Below are 17,433 nucleotides of genomic sequence, written 5' to 3'. Positions count from 1 at the left end.
TTTGTCCGAATCGCACTACCAGCGGCGCGGTGCCCGGCCACAGCACGAAACGCTCGCCGGTCTCTATACGGACCTGTGGCCCATCGGAGTCTCGCACGTCCTCGAAGACCCCGAGGGAAATGGGGCTCTTCGCAGTTGAGGGTGTAGCCCGGGACCGTCGGCTGGTTCGCGGATAGGCGTCGAGGTCTTCCAGGATGGAAGTTCTCACGCTCACCATCCGCCGGAAGACCTCGACTTGCACCACCCTACGTTCGTGACCCCTGACCTGACCACGTTCTGCCGTCTCGACGAGCTCGGCCTTCAAGCCGTCGGGCAGCTGCTCGAGCCTGATCGGGCGGTGCTGGAGTGCCGCGTCGTCGAGGACGACCCGTGGTGTCGGAAGTGCGGCGCGGAGGGCGTGCCGCGTGACACGGTGACGCGGCCGCTGGCGCATGAGCCGTTCGGGCATCGGCCGACGACGCTGCTGGTCCGGGTGCGCCGCTACCGGTGCACGCACTGCCGCCGGACCTGGCGGCAGGACACGTCGAAGGCGGCGGCGCCGAGGGAGAAGATCTCCCGCGGCGGGATCGGGTGGGCACTCACGGCGATCGTGGTCGACCACCTCACCGTCTCCCGCGCCGCAGCAGGGCTTGGGGTGTCGTGGCATACCGCGAACACCGCGATCATCAGCGAAGGCAAGAAGCGGCTGATCGATGACCCGGCGAGGTTCGACGGGGTCACCACGATCGGTGTCGACGAGCACGTCTGGCGTCACACACGGTTCGGTGACAAGTACGTGACCGTGATCATCGACCTCACCCCCGCGAGGAACAAGACGGGCCCGGCCAGGCTGCTGGACATGGTCGAGGGCCGCTCGAAGCAGGTGTTCAAGGAGTGGCTCGCCGCCCGGCCTGCGGAGTGGTCGAGCCGGATCGAGGTGGTCGCGATGGACGGGTTCTCCGGGTTCAAGACCGCCGCGGCCGAAGAGCTCCCCGACGCGGTCCCGGTGATGGACCCGTTCCACGTCGTCCGCCTCGCCGGCGACGCGCTCGACCGGACCCGGCAGCGGGTTCAGCAAGACACGCTCGGGCACCGCGGTCACGCCGGCGACCCGCTCTACGGGGTCCGCCGCACCCTCCACACCGGCGCGAGCTTCCTCACCAAGAAACAGACCGCGCGGCTCGACGCGGTGTTCGCCGCCGAGGAGCACGTCGAGGTCGAAGCGACCTGGGGCATCTACCAGCGCATCATCGCCGCCTACCGCGAACCCGACAAGAACAAGGCGAAGGAGATGATGCGGGCGGTGATCGACTCTGTCAGCAACGGCGTCCCCGCGCTGCTCAAAGAGGTCCGTCGCCTCGGCCGCACGCTGAAGCAGCGCGCCGCGGACATCCTCGCGTTCTTCGACCGCCCCGGAACGAGCAACGGCCCAACGGAGGCCATCAACGTCCGGCTCGAGCACCTTCGCGGTTCCGCCCTCGGCTTCCGGAACCTCACGCACTACGTCGCCAGATCGCTCCTCGAAGCCGGCGGATTCAGACCGCTCCTACACTCTCATTCGCGATGAGCCGCTTAGGCCTCGAATCGGCGCCGCGATGTGAGCGTTTTGGGCCGGTACCGCGCACTGGGTTCACTGCGTGTCGGGCCGCTCACGTTACCACTCGGCGAGGTTCACGCCGCTGTCGAGCGTCGACGGAGAGGAGCCGCCGAACTGGGGACGCACGGACTCCAGCGTCTCGCGCGCGCAGCGATTCTCGAGAGCTCGTACGGTGTCGTCGCCGAGCATGCACTCTTTGGCGAGCTCGATCATCGCCAGATCGACCCCGCCACCGCCTTCGACTCGAGATGGATCCACGCCTCCGGCCCGTGATCGGTCTCGGCCGAGCGGACGAGATGCCGGAAGTGATGCCTCCGTCCGTCGCCCCCGACGGTCGTGATCTCCGGCGAGGGACATCCGCGCACCGGGCACATCAGGAGAGAGCGAGCGATGTCGCGGTACGCCCCGGCTTCGCCGTCGGGCAGCTCGATCAGCCCAGGGGCACCGTCGCGGCGGATCGCATAGATGAAGCGCGGATCTCCGGTGGCGAAGTCGACCGTCATGGGAGCATCACACGGCCTCTGCGCGTTCGGACCGAGGCTGTCTGGGGCCCTCGTACGACGGGCGGGCATCGGGGTGAGAAGCCAGGCGCGGATGGTATCGGCATCGATGGACAGCGCATCGGCTGCGACGGACGCGGCGGTCGCTCGGCCGAAGACTGGGGTCTAGTGCCAGCTCTCGAGCGCGGTGGGGTCCCTCATCTCCATCTGGGCTACTGCGCCCTCGTGCAGGTAGATCTCCGTGCTCAGGGAGCTTCGAGCGGCCGATGCAGCCAGCTCAGACGAGGTCGAGCCGGTCGGTCAACGCGTCTGCGAAAGTGTACGGGCCCGGGTCGCGTCCGAGCGCCTCGAGGCGCTGTCGTGTTTCGCGATGCAAGAGCTCGCGCAGCGCGGCGACATCGGGAACCATCGCGCCAATCTCGCTTTCGAAGTCCAGCAGGTTCTCGGTGCGTAGTCTGTCGACCTCAGCGAGACACAGCATCGTCTCGTCAGGCGAGGATTCCAACGCCTCTTCGGCGCGCTGTCTGAGCTCGTCGATCTCGGAATCCCGGCGGTAGCGACCGTCCTTGACGAACTCGCGCAGTCGCAGGAACTCGTGCCGATCGGGAACGATGCGACCGAGCTCGTATTCGCTCGTCGTCATCACCGGGTCGGGGAACTTCGCGAGACTTCCATCGACGCGGCGCAGGGCGACCGGCCCCCACGCCATACTGCGGATCCACGCTCCTTCGTCGCGAGCTCGACAGTCTGCTTCGACATCGAGAACACGGAGCAGCTCGGGGAGGCGTTCGGCGACCGCGTTGAGCGGCGACACCGAGTTCAGCTCGTCGAAGGCGAACAGCGCTATGCCGTCGTCGTTCGCTGCGGCCTGCGCGAGCGCGGTGAACCCCGACGACGAGAAGAACAGTAGATGGGCATAGCGCCACCCCGCACCCTTGAGTTGCTGCACCGCGGGAGCGCCTACGGGTGACGACTGATGTTTGACCTGAGCGGCTGCCTTGCTCGCGATGACATCCAGCCCGCCGTCTACCAAAGCGCGGGTCGTGGCCGCATCGGCGAACCCGATCTCGCGCATGTACGCAGCCGCCAGCGCTTCGGCCATCCGCCACGAGAACGTCACGCGCTCCAGCCCATGGCGAGCCGGCGACGCCGATCAGGCGTAGCGCCGCATCGTCTCGTCGACGCTGATCCCGAGTGTGTCTGCGATCGTCGCCCAGGAAACGGGGACTGAAGGATCTTGCCGAGCAGATCGGCCCGCTCCGCGCCAACCGCCACCAGGCGGGTGAGCAGGGTTAGCAGGGTCGTGAACTCGTACGTCCATTGGACCGGCCAGGTGTCCTCGTGAATCGCGTCGAGCCGTGCGGCGGCATTCAGACCTCCCCGATAACCTGCCCCAACTGCAGATACAGCTCGCTGACCGCCGTGGCTTCCACGCGATAACGCACCCACTGTCCCCGCGTCGCCGTCTCGCGCGGCGGGTCCGGCACGACGAGCCCGTACTCGACGAGCGTCGCGAGAGCCTTTGCCGTGGTCGCCTTCGGGATGTCGAGTGCGGCCGTGATCTCTGCGCGGAGCGAGTCGGGGTGCTCGCGCAGGTAGCCGATGATCATGGCTCGGACTCGGTTGCCGAGAGCGTTGATGGGATCCTCCGCGTGCTCGCTGTTCGCGGGGCGGGTGTATCGGGGCACGAAACCATTGTCGCGGCTGCGGATGCACGCGTCCAACAAACTGATCAAATTAGTTCTTCACTTGCAGAGTGTATCGCTGTACTATCCACATATGTCAATGATCAGCACGCAACAAGGGGGGATATGGATGCCTGGTTTATCCACAACCCCTGGCACGCGTGCGCGAGACGCGCGTAGCATGCGGCCACGGCCATTAGCCACGGTTCGTACTGGGGCGATGGCCGCCATCCTTTCCGCGCGTGGAGGAGGCCAGTGATGTCCGCAGGAGCGAACCGAGCGCGCACTTGGGCGATCGTCGGTGGCGCGGTGCTCCTCATCGGAATCGTCGCGCTTATCATTTCCGCGATCGCGGGCCGCACGGATACGGCCGATCCGACGCCCCCGACGACAACTTCACCAGCGCCTCCGACCGTGCCCACCGCAGGCGCCGGTGAGTTCGTCGATGCGACCGTGACGAAAAGGGGGTGGGTGCCCGAACCCATCACGCCGGATGCTGAAACGTACATCCGCGCGGCGCTGGCCGCGGCATCCACTTTCGATACAGCGCTGTCGACGCGCGAGGAGTGGCTGACCTACCTCGACACGTGGCTCACTCCTGACACGCGCTACGACGAGTCCGAGCGCGCAGCGGATTTGCAATCGGTGAAGGTCGAGCTGCGGCAGGCGATCGTGATCCCGCAAGAGCAATGGGACTCACTCGCAGAACAGAACGGCAGGATCACGGCGAAAGTCGACGGCGACATCAGCCGCCAGGGCGTGCCGGCCGATCAGACCGGCGACATGACCATCGGGACTGCTGACGTGGTGCTCACCACCACGTCCAGCGACGGGAGTTCTGGGGAACTCTCCTTCGACGAAACCACTCGGGTAAGCGTGCAAGTGCTGTGCGGCGCGGGGTCCATCCCCACGCCTGGCAGTGCGCAGCAGGCTGGGGACTGCAAGATCGTGCGCTACTTCACGGAGCCGCTGGAGCCCTGACATGCCCGCGCCGGTTGCAGCAGCTGCAGTCGCCCTCGGCAACACGAGGACTGGCCGGAAGATCTTCGCGATCATGCTGATCGTGCTGCTCGCCCTCGGCGCTGTCCTATCCGCGCCGATGTGGATAATCCCGCTCGCCGTCGCCGGGCAGGCCATGCCCGCCGCCGGAGCCGCCGCTCCCGACTCCGGCAGCGCGCCGGTCACCAACGGCGCGTGGGGGTACCCGCTCGAGGGCAACTGGACGGTGGGCCGCGGGTTCGGGTGGCATCCCGTGCGCGGCTGCGCGTATTGCCCGTCGGATCACAAGGGCTTCGACATGTCCTCCGTCGCGATGCCGTGCGGCGCGGTCGTCCACGCCGCGAGCGCAGGCCGAGTCATCAACGCCGGCCCGATGCCGGGCTGGGGCAACACCGTCCGCCTCGATCACGGAGACGGCATCGTCACGCTCTACGGCCACATGGTCTGGGGCTCGCTTCTGGTCACCGTTGGGCAGGACGTCGACATCGGCACACCGCTCGGCGCAGAGGGCAGCACGGGAAAGAGCACCGGATGCCACCTGCACTACGAGATCCAGCGGAACGGAATCGCCATCGATCCCGAACCGTTCATGGCCGCACTCGGCCTCCCCCTGCAGTAATCCACGAGAGGAAGACTATGTATCCCATTCGACCGGCGGAAGTCGACGTCCCCGACATCCAACCCGACTTCTCCGCGCCGTTCTTCGCGGGCTTTCAGACCATCGCGTCGTACATCCTCGCGGGCGCACTGCTCGTCGTCCTGATCATGCTGATCATCGCCGGCGCAGCGCTCGCCTTCCGCGGCCTGGCCTCCGACCGGGTGCGCACTTGGGCGGGCGAGAACATCCTCTGGATCTTCATCGCAGCCGCCGTGCTCGGCTCAGCGAGCGGACTGTTCCAGTGGTTCGTCGGGTTCGATTTCGGTTTCTGATGCGTACCTTGCGCGTGGCGATCGCCGGCACCCTGCTCGGGGTGCTGCTGATCGCCGCCGCGCCGTCCGCGCAGGCGGCGGAACGGCCGGATGCCGCGGCCTCGATCACCCCGACCGCTACAGAGATCGCCGGGGAGCCGTGGAGCGCACCCGCCTATCCCGTGAAGTGCGAGCAGACTGCGAACCAGATCTCATGCGTGCCGACCTCGACAGCGGATGCCATCGCGCAGAAGTGCTTCCTCCGCGTCGTGCTCTCCGGCGGCGACCGTGTGACCATCTGCACCACATACGAGGGACACACCGGCGCGATCCAAGCCGCCGGCGGCAAAGAAGGAATCGTCGAGTACGGCTGCAGCCTCGGTGACGTCGTCTGCCTCACGTTCGAGAACGCTGGACGAGGCATGGCCGCGGGAACCACCGCCATGATGTTCGCCGTCGCTGAAGTGATGCGCTTCGATACGTCCACCGCGCTGTGGGGTGCTGCCACCGGCGAGTGGTCGTTCTGGCGCTGGGCGGTGCTGGCCGTGATGTTCGCCGCGATGGTGTGGGCGATCGCGGCCGCCGTCGCATCGCGCGATCGAGGCGAACTCGTCAGCGCGATCGTCCGCTCTTCCCTGGCCTTCCCGGCGACGGCGGCGACACTGTGGCTCACCGGACACGTGCTCAACGCGGTCGACGAGCTCACCTGGTTCATCATGAACCGCGACGGGCCCGCCGCACTGTTCGGCACCCTGCAGCAGGTGATGTGGGCCGGCGGCCGCGCCAATTACTTCTTCGGATTCGTGATCCACGGGCTGCTGATGATCTCGATGCTGCTGCTCATGCTCGTCTTCACGTTCCGCAATATCGCCCTCGCCGCGCTCATCATGGTCGGTCCACTCGCCTGGATGCTCTTCCCCGTTCGGAGCATCGGCCCGCAGTGGGTGGTGCGCTACCTTTCCGCGCTCCTCGTCCTGCTGCTCACCGCGCCGCTGACGATCGGGTTCGTCACGCTGATCATCAACGGGTTGGCATCCATGGACTCGATCTGGAATCCCCAGGCGTGGCCGCTGCTCATCGGCCTCGTCCTCGTCGCCTTCGCCCCCTTTGCGGTGTTCGGTCTTTTCAGTTTCGTGGGCGCCGTGACGGCGGATGCCACGGGCTCGAGTCTCGGGTCGCGCGCGGGCCGCACTGCCTCGGGCGCGGCCCGCTCGGCCATGAGCGTTCCCGCGCGCATCGGAGCCAGCCCGGCTGGTGTCGCCTCCCGAACGGGCGCGGCCAGTCGTGCCGGCGCTGCGGCGCCGGCCGGACCTGCCGGGCGCCCGGACAGCAGCCGACCACTGGCCGGGACCGCGGGATCACGCCCTGCACCTGCCACGTCGACCGCACAGCGCGCCACCACGTCGACGTCCGCAGCCTCGTCATCGACCCCGAGCTCGGCGACCACACCGAGGGCCGCGTCGACACCGCCCGCCCGCCCGACCGGGGCTGGGCGACCGATACCCAATCCCTCACCGCGTGACGGGAGACCCTCATGAGCCTCGACGACTACGCCCGCCCCGTGCGCCTTCCCCGCCGTTCCCGTCAAGGGATCGTCATGGGGATGGATGCCTGGCAGCTCACGTTCATCAGCATCGCCGCGGCGTGCGTGCTGATCTGCGTGAACCGGTTCGGCCCACTCGGGCTGCTCTACGGAGCACCGCTCTATCTCACCTTCGGCATCCTCGCGATGACGACCCTGCACGGCATCTCCGCCCCTCGAATGATCGGACTGTGGACCATGAAGCAACTACGCCACGCGACGGGCGCAACCCAGCAGACCTACCGGCCTGAGAAGCCCCACCTCGCCGGCACGCTCAACCTGCCCGGCGTTCGCGCCTCGGTGCAACTGTGGGAGATCGACGGACTCGCCGCCGCCTACAACCCTCGCGACCACGCAGTATCGGTCACCGCCGAACTGGAAGTGCAGGGATTCCTGATGAATGACCTGCCCGAACGGTTCGAGCTCGCCCAGCAGTGGGAGCGCGTGCTCGCGTCGTTCACTCAGCGTCCCGGTATCAAGCGCGTCAGCCTGCAAGAGCGCACGCTGCCGACAACGATCCGCGCCGCGCGCGACCACTACGAGAACGTGCAGCACCGACGCGGTCTCGACCCGCACACCCCGGTCGCCGAGAACTACGCCGAAGTGATGGATGCCTCGGAACGCTTCGCCGTCGCGCACCGCAACTATCTGACCTTCACGCTCGACCTCATCGGCCAGGGCGCCCAGCTGCGCGCGCTGGGCGGCGGCAAAGACGCGATCCTCGCCCTCGCCGCGATCGAAGCGGCCAACCTGGCGGATGCGCTGCGGGCGGCGAAGATTCGTGTGCGCCGGTGGCTGGCGCCACGCGACATCGCTGCGCTCGCCCGCATCGCGTTCGACCCCGACTTCGCGGCGACCGTGCAGAACCGGGTCGGCGACCTCGAAGGTGTCGATCCGTCGGCGATCGGCCCGATGCACCTCGAAGAGCCCGCCCACCGCAATGCGGTCGTGCTGACCGACTCCGGCATCCACACGACCATGTGGATCCACGAGTGGCCGCGATCGGACGCGCCGATCGGGTTCCTGTCGCCGCTCGTCTACGCTCGGCACCCGGTCAGTGGGGAGGCGGTGAGCCACATCTTCACGCTGGTGCTGACGCCAGTCCCGGTGTCGAAGGCTCTCAAGCGCATCCGCGACGAGAAGAAGATCTGGCGCGGTAACGAGCAGCTGCGCGCCAAGCGCGGCACCGACGGCTCAGCGGCGGATGCCTCGGACTGGGAGGCCCTCGAACGGCAAGAGGAGGAGATTGTCGCCGGGCACGGCGAGTACCGCTACGGGGCCTACTTGACGATCTCCGCCGCCGACGATGAAGAGCTCGACCAGGCGATCGCGGGCATGCGCAACGCGCTGTCTCGCGCGGGAATGGAAGCACAGACCCTCTACTGCCAGCAGGCGGAAGCGCTGATGGTCAACGCGCTGCCGCTCGGGCTGGGGATGAAGTGATGTCACGCCGAACCGTCGTCTTCGAGCCCGGCGACGCCGACCGCCGCGAGCGCCGCCGGCTGCGCAAGGATGCGCGCGCCGCCGAACGCGCTCCGGCCACCGAGTCGTCGAGCCGCCGAGATCGCCGACTTCCAGAGTCCGCTGTGCCCGGTCCGTTCGGCCCGGGCCTCGCCGAGGGCGGCTACTGGAACCTTGCGGCACCTGCGATCCCGCCGCACCAAGCCACGTCGCAGCACATCGCCGGTATCTACCCGTTTGTAGCCGACGGCGGGCTCGGACATCGGGGTCCGATCGTCGGCGTCGACCTCAACGCCGACGCGCTCTGGCACTTCTCCCCGTGGGAGGCTTACGTCGACACGAGCGACCGCGGGGCGTTCTCGACCAACATTCTGGTTCTCGGCGCGTATCGGTCGGGAAAGTCAGCAACGGTCAAGACACTGGCCACGCGCTCGATCGCATTCGGCCACCAGGTGGTCGTCCCGTCAGACCCGAAGGGCGAATGGGTCACCGTCGCTGAAGCGATCCCCGGCAGCAAGGTCATTCGCCTCGGTGGCGGCACCGGCGCTCGCCTGAATCCGCTCGCGCGCGGGCCGCGGCGCACCGGCACCAGCGACGAGCAGCACGAGCAGATGGTGAAGCAGCGCCGGATCGCCACCCTGATCGCCCTCGTCGAGATGGCGCTCGGCACAGTGCGGCTGACCGCCGTCGAACACGCGGCGATCCACGATGCGCTGGAGCGTTGCATCGAGGGGACGAGTGATCACCCCACGCTGCGCGGGGTCTACGACGAGCTCGGCGCCCTGGCATCCGACGCCAGCTCGCCGTTCCACGCGAACGAAGGCGCGCTCCAGCCGCGATTCGTGCTGCGGAGGTTCGTGACCGGCGACCTCTCCGGCCTCTTCGAAGACGAATCGACGGTGGAGTTCGATCAGGATGCCCCAATCGTCGTCACCGACACCAGCGAGCTCTTCGCGCGTGGTGAGCTCGCCGCGCAGTTGACGCAGGTGTGCACGACGGCATGGATCCAAGCCGTCATCAGCGATCGCGGCGCACACCGAACGCGGTACGTCGTGCGCGAAGAGGGGTGGCGCGACATGACCTCACTCGCCGCCCTGCAGATGTTCCAGCAGTGGCTCAAGCTTTCGCGCCACTACGGCATCAGCAACATCGTCATCCTGCACAAGATCGGCGACCTGGATGCCGTGGGTGAGGCCGACTCGGTGGAGCGAGCGCTCGCCTACTCGATCATCGGCGACATCGAGAACAAGTTCATCTTCCGCGTGAACCAACAGGAGTACCGAGGGCTCCGTGACCGGCTGCAGCTGCCACCCGCGCACGCCGACCTCGCCCGGCAGCTGCGGAAAGGTGAGTTCCTCGCATACGTCGGGCAGTACTCATACCTCGTCGACTGCTTCGCGACGAGCACCGACTGGGAACGAGACCTCTTCCAAACCGACGACGCCATCGACGCCGCCGACCGCGACGACTTCGTCGACCGCCTCGCCGTCGACCTGGATGCCCTGTGGCCGATCGACACGGAAGTCGAAACCGATATCGACGGGTGGCTTGCCGCCCCTTCCCCCGAGGAGCAGAAATGAGCACGACACTCCACCGCGCCTTCGCGACCGTCGAAGGGTCGACGGCGCGCTTCACCACTCTGGACGGGCACAGCGAGGAACTCGCGGCGCAGGAAGGCTCCGATATCCGGCACGCGATCGTGCAGCGCGCGGTCGCGGAAGCCCGTCGCACAGGCGCCCCCGTGGAACTCGTAACGTCGGGCGACCGCGGCAGCCACCGCATCCGTGTCACGCCGGACGGCACGTCCTCGCCCGTCGATGATGGCGCTTCGGCGCTGCGACGCGTGCGCACCGAGCCTGTCGAGGTCGCGCACGATTACCCGATCCCCCTATCGGCAACCGCTGAGGAGGATCCGATCGACGAGGCGCCGCCATCCGTCGGCCAAGCACCGGCCGCGCGGCGGACTTCCTTCATCCCCGACAGCATCCACCCGAAAGAGCACCTCAGCGGCTGGCGAGCGCTGCTCGCGACATGGGGCGTGGCGATCAAACCGTCACCGTCGCAGTTGGAGCACCATGAGCGTATTCACCTTGTCTCCCGCCACTGGGCGGGCTGCCGCACGATCGCGATCGTCAATGGCAAGGGCGGCGTCGGCAAGACGTTGACCACCGCCATGCTGTCCGCCGTGTTCGGCCGCTATGGCGGGGGCAACGTGCTGGCGTGGGACAACAACGACACTCGCGGCACACTCGGATGGCGCACCGAGGCGGGACTCTACGACACCACGATCCGTGACCTCCTGCCCGCGGCACCGGGCCTCCTCTCCGCCGACGCCGGCGTCTCCGACATCACCCGCTACGTGCACCACCAGTCGGTCGACCGATACGACGTGCTGCGCTCGAACCCCGAACTTCTCGCGACCGACCAACGCCTCACCTCGGTCGAGTTCGAGCTGCTCATGCGCGTAGCGGCCAGGTACTACCGGCTCGTCGTTTTCGACTCCGGGAACGACGAGTCGGCGGACCGATGGCTCAGCATGGTGGACCACAGCACACAGTTGGTGATTCCCACCCTGACCGCACCCGAGTCGGCGGAGTCCGCCGCGCTTCTGCTCGAAGCGCTGGAGGCGCGTGACGAACGGTCGCGCGATCTCGCGCGAAACGCGATTGTCGTCGTCACCCAGTCCGAGCCCGCCAGACCGGCCGAGTTGCGCGACATCATCCTCGGATTCGAGGACCGCGTCCGCGACGTCGTCACCATCCCCTTCGACCCCGTCCTCAAACGCGGGCCGCTTCGATTCGACGACCTGCGCTCGCCCACACGCGAGGCCTGGATCCGCGCGGCGGCCGCAGCCGCTGCAGGACTGGGAGGGAGGCCATGAACGACGGCGTGCTCGGCAAGATCGCTGCGGTCGGCATCGCGATCGCATTTGTGCTGAGCGTCGCCTTCGCGTTCATCGCCGAACTCGTCACGATCTGGATCTGCGGCGCCAAACCGCGCGCTCACCATCTGTTCTCTGGACTCTGGCTCGCGCTCACCGGACGAACCGACGTCTACGAGGCATCCAGCGCGTGCACTCTGCCGGTGTGGCAGATCCGTGTGGCCGATCTTCTCGCCGTCCTCATCGTTGTCGGCGCGGGCCTCGCGCTCATCGTCTGGTATCGCCGCTACCGGCACTCGGACCGCGGGTTCATCGCCGACCTGCGGATGCGGCCCGGGTTCGCGACAGCCGCCGACATCCGATCGCACCTGTCCGCGAAGGCGGCCATCCGTCGGGCGAAGCAGCTTCGGCCCGACCTCATGCATCCGAAAGCAACCGACGTCGCCTGGCGAGTCGGGTCCTCGCGCGGCATGGACGTGTTCGTCTCGATCGAGGACTCCGTGACCCTGGAAGGACCACCCCGGTCCGGCAAGGGGTACCGCGTCCTGATCTCCGCGATCCTCGACTGGGCCGGGCCGCTCATCACGACCTCGACCACCAACGACAACCTCACCGCGACCATGCAGATGCGAGCGCGCCGCGGAACAGTCCACGTGTTCGACCCGCAAGGCCTCTCCGGCATCCGTGACACGCTCCGCATCGACCCCATCGCGGGATGCGCCGACCCGCTCATCGCCATGCAGCGAGGCGTGGCGATCATCACCGGCACGGCCCTCGGGCGCAGCAACCAGAACGAGGAATGGGCGCAGGCCGCCGGCATCATCCTCGCCCGGCTGCTGCATGCCGCAGCCGTCGGCGGCGGCACGATCGACGACATCTACGACTGGGGCTCGAGCCCGTTTGCAGCCCGCAACGCCGTGCCCTTTCTGAGGACTGCGGGAGCACCCGGCTGGGCGGAGAGCCTCGCGGCAACCATCAACGGCGACGAGAAGCTGCTCTCCTCGATGTGGTTCGGCGTGCAGAACGCGGTCGCACCGCTCGCAGTGCCGCAAGTGCGCGACAGCCTGCAACCACGCGAGGGAGACGCGATCTTTGACGTCAACGAGTTCTTTGCCGGCGAGAACACGCTATACCTGATCGGGTCGGCCGCCGGTGCGACCGCGATGGGCGGATGGATCAGCGCCCTGCTCGACAGCATCGTCGAGGACGCCCGGACCAAAGCCCTCGCCACCCCCGGCTCACGCCTTCGGCTGCCACTGGGACTGATCCTCGACGAGATCGTGAACATGTTCCGCTGGGCGAACCTGCCCCGCATCATGGCCGATGGTGGTGGTCGCGGCATCTGCACGCTCGTCGTGCTGCAGGCCCTGTCCCAGGCTGAGACCGCGTGGTCGCGGGCAGAGGCCGACACGATCTGGGCGGCGGCGACCGCGAAGGTGGTGCTCGGCGGGGCATCCCACGTCGAACACCTGCGCGACATCGAAGCCCTCCTCGGCGTTCGCGACACGAGCCGGCGGCAACGGTCGTGGTCGACCCAGCAGACCGGACACAACACCACTCTCGTCAACGAACGCCGACCACTGATGTCGGTCGACGAGATCAGACGGATGCCACCCGAGATCGGGCTGCTCGCCTACCGCAACCAGCGCACGGTGCTGCTCGACCTCGCCGGCTGGGATGCCCGGCGCGATGCGCGAGAGGTCAGCGCGGGCAAGGCCGCGACCGAGCGCGAGCAACGGGCGGTATTCATGCCGCCGCCTATCCCGGTACCGCCCACTGCGGGTCCGGCGCGAACGGAGACCGACGCATGAGCGATGACCCGAACGAGAAGATGCTGCAAGCCCTCGCCCACCAGTCCGCCGGTCGCCCCGATCCCGGGCCGAGTTCGTATGCGAGCCGCACCGTCGACTGGAGAACGCTCACCGACGACCGCGCACCGGTCGAATGGGCCGCACTGCGCGCATGGGTCGAGTGGTTCACGGTGCGCTTCGACGTACCGGTCAGCGTCGTACCCGACTGCTGGTGGCGGCACGGCGAGATCGTCGAGGAACTCGCGGCACTGCGCTCCGCACACCTGCTTTTGTTCGACCCGTCCGATCGCGGGACGGGCCCAAGCGCGTGGCTGCAGTACCTGTCGACCGCGCTCCCCCGCCTCACGCGCGCGGGCGGCGGATGCACGCGCGAGCACCGGGAACACCGCTCACGCTCCTGGGCGAATGCGACCGACGAGCAGGCATGGACCGCATGGGTCACTCAGTCCCATGCTCACCAGGACGGCCCCGGCCGCCCCTGACCGAAAGGAACGAGAGATGACAACCAGAATCCCGGTCACACTCGAGGGCAACCTCACCGCTGACCCCGAGCACGGCGAGGCCGACGCTGGCAACCGGTGGGCGAGGTTCACCGTCGCCGTCAACGACCGGCGTCTCAACGAGACGACCGGCACCTGGGAAGACGCCGGCACCGTCTTCCATCGTGTCGTGGTCTTCAACCAGCAGGCCAGCCACGTCGCCGCATCGCTCCGCAAGGGGGACAGCGTGCTGGTCGCCGGCGATCTGCGGTTCGGCTCGTACACCGACAAGGAATCCGGCGTCACGCGCGAGACCCGCGACGTCGTCGCCGAGAACGTGGGCGCTTCGCTCAAGTTCACCAACGTCGGAGTGGACCGCGCCCCAAAAGCTAACGGCCCCGCAGCAACGGGGCCGGTAGCAGAGCCGGCGCGGTACGCCGACTCGGGCATCACTCGCTGAACCGCCAGGAACAGGAGCGGGCGAGAGTCATCGTACTCTCGCCCGCTCCGCTGCGTCTCGGCGAGCGCTCGCATGAAGTCGCGAGGTCACCGGGAAAGGGATGCCGTTGGACGCGCTTCAGCCGCGGTCGGTATCCATTGGTCTTCGTCGTCAAGCTGCGACCGCGCGGAAGAGTCCGCTCGCGCGACGCGCAACGCCCCAAGACGCTCTGCCGCGGTAGCGCGGGCCTCGAGGTCTATTCGCACCTCGCGCCCGAGCTCGTCAGCGAGAGACCCGTCGGCTCTCCGAGCGTGGGCGGTTGCGGCCCGACTCGCAATGCGGGCGTCGAGCCCTCGCAGCACGCTGGTCGCCTCAGCGATCAGTCGGTCGATTTGGTCTGCGACCTCCTGATCATCCGGCTCACGATCGCGCGCCGCGCGTCCCAATTCGGCGCGCGCAGCGGCTTGCGAGTCGTCGATCGTCACTTCCGGCAGACCGCGCATCATTGCGTCCGCGATCACCCCGGCGGCCGTCTGATGAGGCTTGACGAGAGCGATCGCGTCGTTGCGCAGGCGACCACGCGTCATGCCGACGTACAGGCCGGCGGCATCCACACCCGGGCCTACCATCGAGACATCGGTCGTCTCCCCCTGGATGCCGTGGACCGTGGACGCGTAGGAGAGGTGCACATTCTCGGCGGTGTAGTCCATGCCCACAAGTCGGATGTCCGCACTGTCGGTCGTGCTCACCAACTCGATCCCATCGGCGGTGATGTCGCGCACGATCCAGACGGCCCGGTTCTCCACGCCGGCGCCGGTGTCGTTGAGGCGCGTCTGGACGACGTCGCCGATCAGGATGCGCTGCTCGTCCATCCCCACCGCGATCGCACGCAGGTCAAGCTCTCCACGGTCGACGCGACGTTGCTGGATCTCGTCGTTGATCGCGTCGGCTTCGTCGTTGGTAGCCACGACGAGCGCGATACGCTGACGAGCGGATGCCGCCGCGAAGTACGCGTGCAGCATCAGATCTCGTGCCATGCGCTGATCGGTGACGGCGTGCATTTGCCCACGCTGCGCCAGCTCTTCGGCCACCTCGAGGGCAGCGTCTTGCGACACCGGATCGCGCATTCTCAACGTCAGTGCTGCGTACTCAGCATCACGGAAGCGGTGCACCGCCGACATCTCAACGACGGCACCACTTCGACGCGCCATGCATGCCATCGCGCCGGAGTGCCCCACGGGCATCGCTTGAAGAGGATCGCCCACCATCGCAACCTGCGCCCCCGTCTCTTCGGCGAGCTCCGCGAGTGCACGCGCGGTATGCAGGTCCACCATGCCGGCTTCGTCCACGATGATGCGGTCGTCGACCTCGATCGGACACCGACGAGGACCGAGATACGCGATGCCCGCGGCGTCCACCTCCCCCACGCGTAGCCGCGTCCACATCTCGCGACCGGCCTCGTCATAGTCCCAACGCCAGCCGTGATCGGCAAGCAGTGCGTGAAGGCTCGAGGCGTTCGCCCCGATCTCGCGGGCTGCGACCGAAGCGGCCTTCTTGGTCGGCGCGACGACGATCATGCGGCGATGCTGCAACCGAAGCGCCTCGTTCGCGAGCCGGAGCATCGTGGTCTTTCCCGCCCCGGCAGGGCCGGTCACGGCGACGAGCCGATTCGTGCCCGCGATCGCTGCGGCGGCTTCGATCTGCCCGAGGTCGAGGTCGACGCCAGGCAGGGTCGTGGCGGCGACGCGGGCGAGCACGTCGTTGCTGACATTGATGCCCGCGATGTTGAGCCTGTCGAACCTCTCCGCGAGCTCGAGCTTGAGCAAAGCGGTCTGCGGCGTCATAAAGGCCTTGACATGCTGCGGGCGGCGGGGGTCAACGCTCAGCACATCGACGACCTCACTTATTGCGCGCGCAACGACGTCATCGATCAGAGGCGCGAGGTCTTCACGACTCGCCACGATGCCGGACGAGGCGACCGCTCGCGTTGCGCCCGCCCGGACATCGATGAGGCTGAACCTGCCTCCGGATGACGCGGACCGTCGGTCGGCGTCGACGAGCGCCTTAGCCGCGAAGAGGTCCGGGTCGGGATCGGCTGGTGCTGTTGCGACGACCGGTCGGTGCGGGACCTCGCTCAATAGGGCGGGGTCGATGACCGCGATCTCGTCGCGAACCAGCTGCTCCCATTCGTCCTCGTCAAGGCGCTGCGGCTTAGTCGGCCGGTCCTTCGACCACGCGAACCGATCGATCTGACGGATGATGTCGCGATCGGGTTCCTGACCAGGATGGTCCGCTCGCCACGCTGCGAGCTTTATCGCGCGGTTCGCTTCGATCTGGTTCGACCGACGCGAGAGCGGCCGCACCGCGGCGGCGACCTCGGCCACCTCACCATCGTCGTTGATCGTGTAACCGTGCCGCGCCAGCGCCTCGACCCATTGCGGGTCGGTGCAGGCGGCAAGCTCGCCCTCGGCGTTGATCAGGGTGTGCAGCTTCATCGCGACGCGCGAGTCGACGTTCGACCACGCACCGTCCTCCCCTTGAACCTTGACGCTCAGCCACAGGTGACGGTGGATGTGCGGGTCGAGCGCCCGCGAGCGACGGTGCTGCAGCTCTACGACCTCGAGCCGGCGAATGTTCTCTCGGGTCTTCCCGCCGGCGCCACGTCGAGCGTTGAGCTCTCGTTGCCAGATGCGGATGACACGGTCACGCAAGCGATCTTGCAGCGCTTCGAACTCGACCGCGAGCTCCGGATGAATGAGGGCGACAAGGCTGAAGGACTTCGGCGCGTTGATCGTCCCGTCGAGCAGCAGATCGGCCTGCGGCGAGCTGAGAACGCGGCCGCGATGCTCACCCGTGAGCGGATCGAAGCCATCGACCCACTGGCAGAGCTGTCCTCTCGACAGCTGATCGGTCTCGATCGCGCCATCTTCGACCGCGAACCTCGTGACCGTTCGCTGCTCGGTTTCACTGTAGGCGGCGAGCGCTTCAACGCCGTTAGAGAGTCGCATCGACGCGTCGCACGTGCCCTCGAGCGCGTAGGCGATCGCTGACCGCACCCCGTGCGATTCAACGCCGCGCTTCCAGCGCTCCAGTCCTCCGCGCATGCTGGCA

At 67.6% G+C, this 17,433-nt stretch carries 16 protein-coding genes; 11 read left to right on the top strand and 5 right to left on the bottom strand.

All coding sequences use genetic code 11. The features are described 5' to 3' along the window. Window positions 1-235: 235 nt before the first annotated feature. Window positions 236-1,546 (top strand): ISL3-like element ISPfr18 family transposase, encoded by a 1,311-nt coding sequence (locus J0P97_RS10290; RefSeq protein WP_215487688.1) that lies wholly within the window; start codon window positions 236-238, stop codon window positions 1,544-1,546. An 87-nt stretch (window positions 1,547-1,633) separates the two neighbouring features. Here J0P97_RS10290 and J0P97_RS10285 read toward each other — a convergent pair whose 3' ends face one another. The 4 genes from J0P97_RS10285 to J0P97_RS10270 all read right to left on the bottom strand — a co-directional run bounded on the left by J0P97_RS10285 (window position 1,634) and on the right by J0P97_RS10270 (window position 3,764). Further along, the gene (locus tag J0P97_RS10285) at window positions 1,634-1,789 is read right to left on the bottom strand and encodes a hypothetical protein (RefSeq protein ID WP_215487687.1); all 156 of its coding nucleotides are present in this window, start codon (window positions 1,787-1,789) and stop codon (window positions 1,634-1,636) included. After that, entirely contained in the window at window positions 1,786-2,079 is a 294-nt protein-coding gene (locus tag J0P97_RS10280) for a hypothetical protein (RefSeq protein ID WP_215487686.1), read from the bottom strand. The genes J0P97_RS10285 and J0P97_RS10280 overlap by 4 nt, the downstream gene beginning before the upstream one ends. 274 nt (window positions 2,080-2,353) lie before the next feature. After that, the gene (locus J0P97_RS10275; RefSeq protein ID WP_215487685.1) at window positions 2,354-3,196 is read right to left on the bottom strand and encodes a restriction endonuclease; all 843 of its coding nucleotides are present in this window, start codon (window positions 3,194-3,196) and stop codon (window positions 2,354-2,356) included. Window positions 3,197-3,446: 250 nt separating this feature from the next. Further along, window positions 3,447-3,764 carry an ArsR/SmtB family transcription factor gene (locus J0P97_RS10270; protein ID WP_215487684.1) on the bottom strand — a complete coding sequence of 106 codons (318 nt, stop codon included), beginning with the start codon at window positions 3,762-3,764 and terminating at the stop codon, window positions 3,447-3,449. Window positions 3,765-4,019: 255 nt separating this feature from the next. Here J0P97_RS10270 and J0P97_RS10265 point away from each other — a divergent pair, with 255 nt between their 5' ends. From J0P97_RS10265 to J0P97_RS10220, 10 genes are read left to right on the top strand one after another with little or no spacing between them, the layout of a single operon-like run. Continuing rightward, window positions 4,020-4,742 (top strand): hypothetical protein, encoded by a 723-nt coding sequence (locus J0P97_RS10265; RefSeq protein WP_215487683.1) that lies wholly within the window; start codon window positions 4,020-4,022, stop codon window positions 4,740-4,742. A gap of 1 nt (window position 4,743) precedes the next feature. Beyond that, window positions 4,744-5,379, top strand: coding sequence for a M23 family metallopeptidase (locus tag J0P97_RS10260; RefSeq protein WP_215487682.1), 636 nt, complete (start codon window positions 4,744-4,746; stop codon window positions 5,377-5,379). A gap of 17 nt (window positions 5,380-5,396) precedes the next feature. Further along, window positions 5,397-5,690, top strand: a complete 294-nt coding sequence (locus J0P97_RS10255; RefSeq protein WP_215487681.1) for a hypothetical protein — start codon at window positions 5,397-5,399, stop codon at window positions 5,688-5,690. Continuing rightward, a complete protein-coding gene (locus J0P97_RS10250; protein WP_215487680.1) occupies window positions 5,690-7,207 on the top strand; it encodes a hypothetical protein in 1,518 nt (505 codons plus the stop codon). Before J0P97_RS10255 ends, J0P97_RS10250 begins: the two co-directional genes overlap by 1 nt. Next, the gene (locus J0P97_RS10245) at window positions 7,204-8,694 is read left to right on the top strand and encodes an SCO6880 family protein (RefSeq protein ID WP_215487679.1); all 1,491 of its coding nucleotides are present in this window, start codon (window positions 7,204-7,206) and stop codon (window positions 8,692-8,694) included. Before J0P97_RS10250 ends, J0P97_RS10245 begins: the two co-directional genes overlap by 4 nt. Continuing rightward, window positions 8,694-10,292, top strand: coding sequence for a putative type IV secretion/conjugal transfer ATPase (locus J0P97_RS10240; protein WP_215487678.1), 1,599 nt, complete (start codon window positions 8,694-8,696; stop codon window positions 10,290-10,292). Before J0P97_RS10245 ends, J0P97_RS10240 begins: the two co-directional genes overlap by 1 nt. Continuing rightward, the gene (locus J0P97_RS10235) at window positions 10,289-11,593 is read left to right on the top strand and encodes a nucleotide-binding protein (RefSeq protein WP_215487677.1); all 1,305 of its coding nucleotides are present in this window, start codon (window positions 10,289-10,291) and stop codon (window positions 11,591-11,593) included. Before J0P97_RS10240 ends, J0P97_RS10235 begins: the two co-directional genes overlap by 4 nt. After that, window positions 11,590-13,404, top strand: a complete 1,815-nt coding sequence (locus tag J0P97_RS10230; RefSeq protein ID WP_215487676.1) for a type IV secretory system conjugative DNA transfer family protein — start codon at window positions 11,590-11,592, stop codon at window positions 13,402-13,404. The genes J0P97_RS10235 and J0P97_RS10230 overlap by 4 nt, the downstream gene beginning before the upstream one ends. Beyond that, a complete protein-coding gene (locus tag J0P97_RS10225) occupies window positions 13,401-13,886 on the top strand; it encodes a DUF4913 domain-containing protein (protein ID WP_215487675.1) in 486 nt (161 codons plus the stop codon). Before J0P97_RS10230 ends, J0P97_RS10225 begins: the two co-directional genes overlap by 4 nt. Before the next feature lie 16 nt (window positions 13,887-13,902). Continuing rightward, window positions 13,903-14,343 carry a single-stranded DNA-binding protein gene (locus J0P97_RS10220; RefSeq protein ID WP_215487674.1) on the top strand — a complete coding sequence of 147 codons (441 nt, stop codon included), beginning with the start codon at window positions 13,903-13,905 and terminating at the stop codon, window positions 14,341-14,343. An 86-nt stretch (window positions 14,344-14,429) separates the two neighbouring features. Here the strand turns inward: J0P97_RS10220 and J0P97_RS10215 are convergent, their stop codons facing one another. Beyond that, a complete protein-coding gene (locus J0P97_RS10215; RefSeq protein WP_246540200.1) occupies window positions 14,430-17,426 on the bottom strand; it encodes an AAA family ATPase in 2,997 nt (998 codons plus the stop codon). Window positions 17,427-17,433: the final 7 nt, after the last annotated feature.

Origin of the sequence: Microbacterium flavum, assembly GCF_018717645.1 — a bacterium.
GTDB lineage: Bacteria > Actinomycetota > Actinomycetes > Actinomycetales > Microbacteriaceae > Microbacterium > Microbacterium flavum.
The sequence above is the reverse complement of the archived record's forward strand: the minus strand, read 5'-3'. Positions and strand labels throughout refer to the sequence as shown.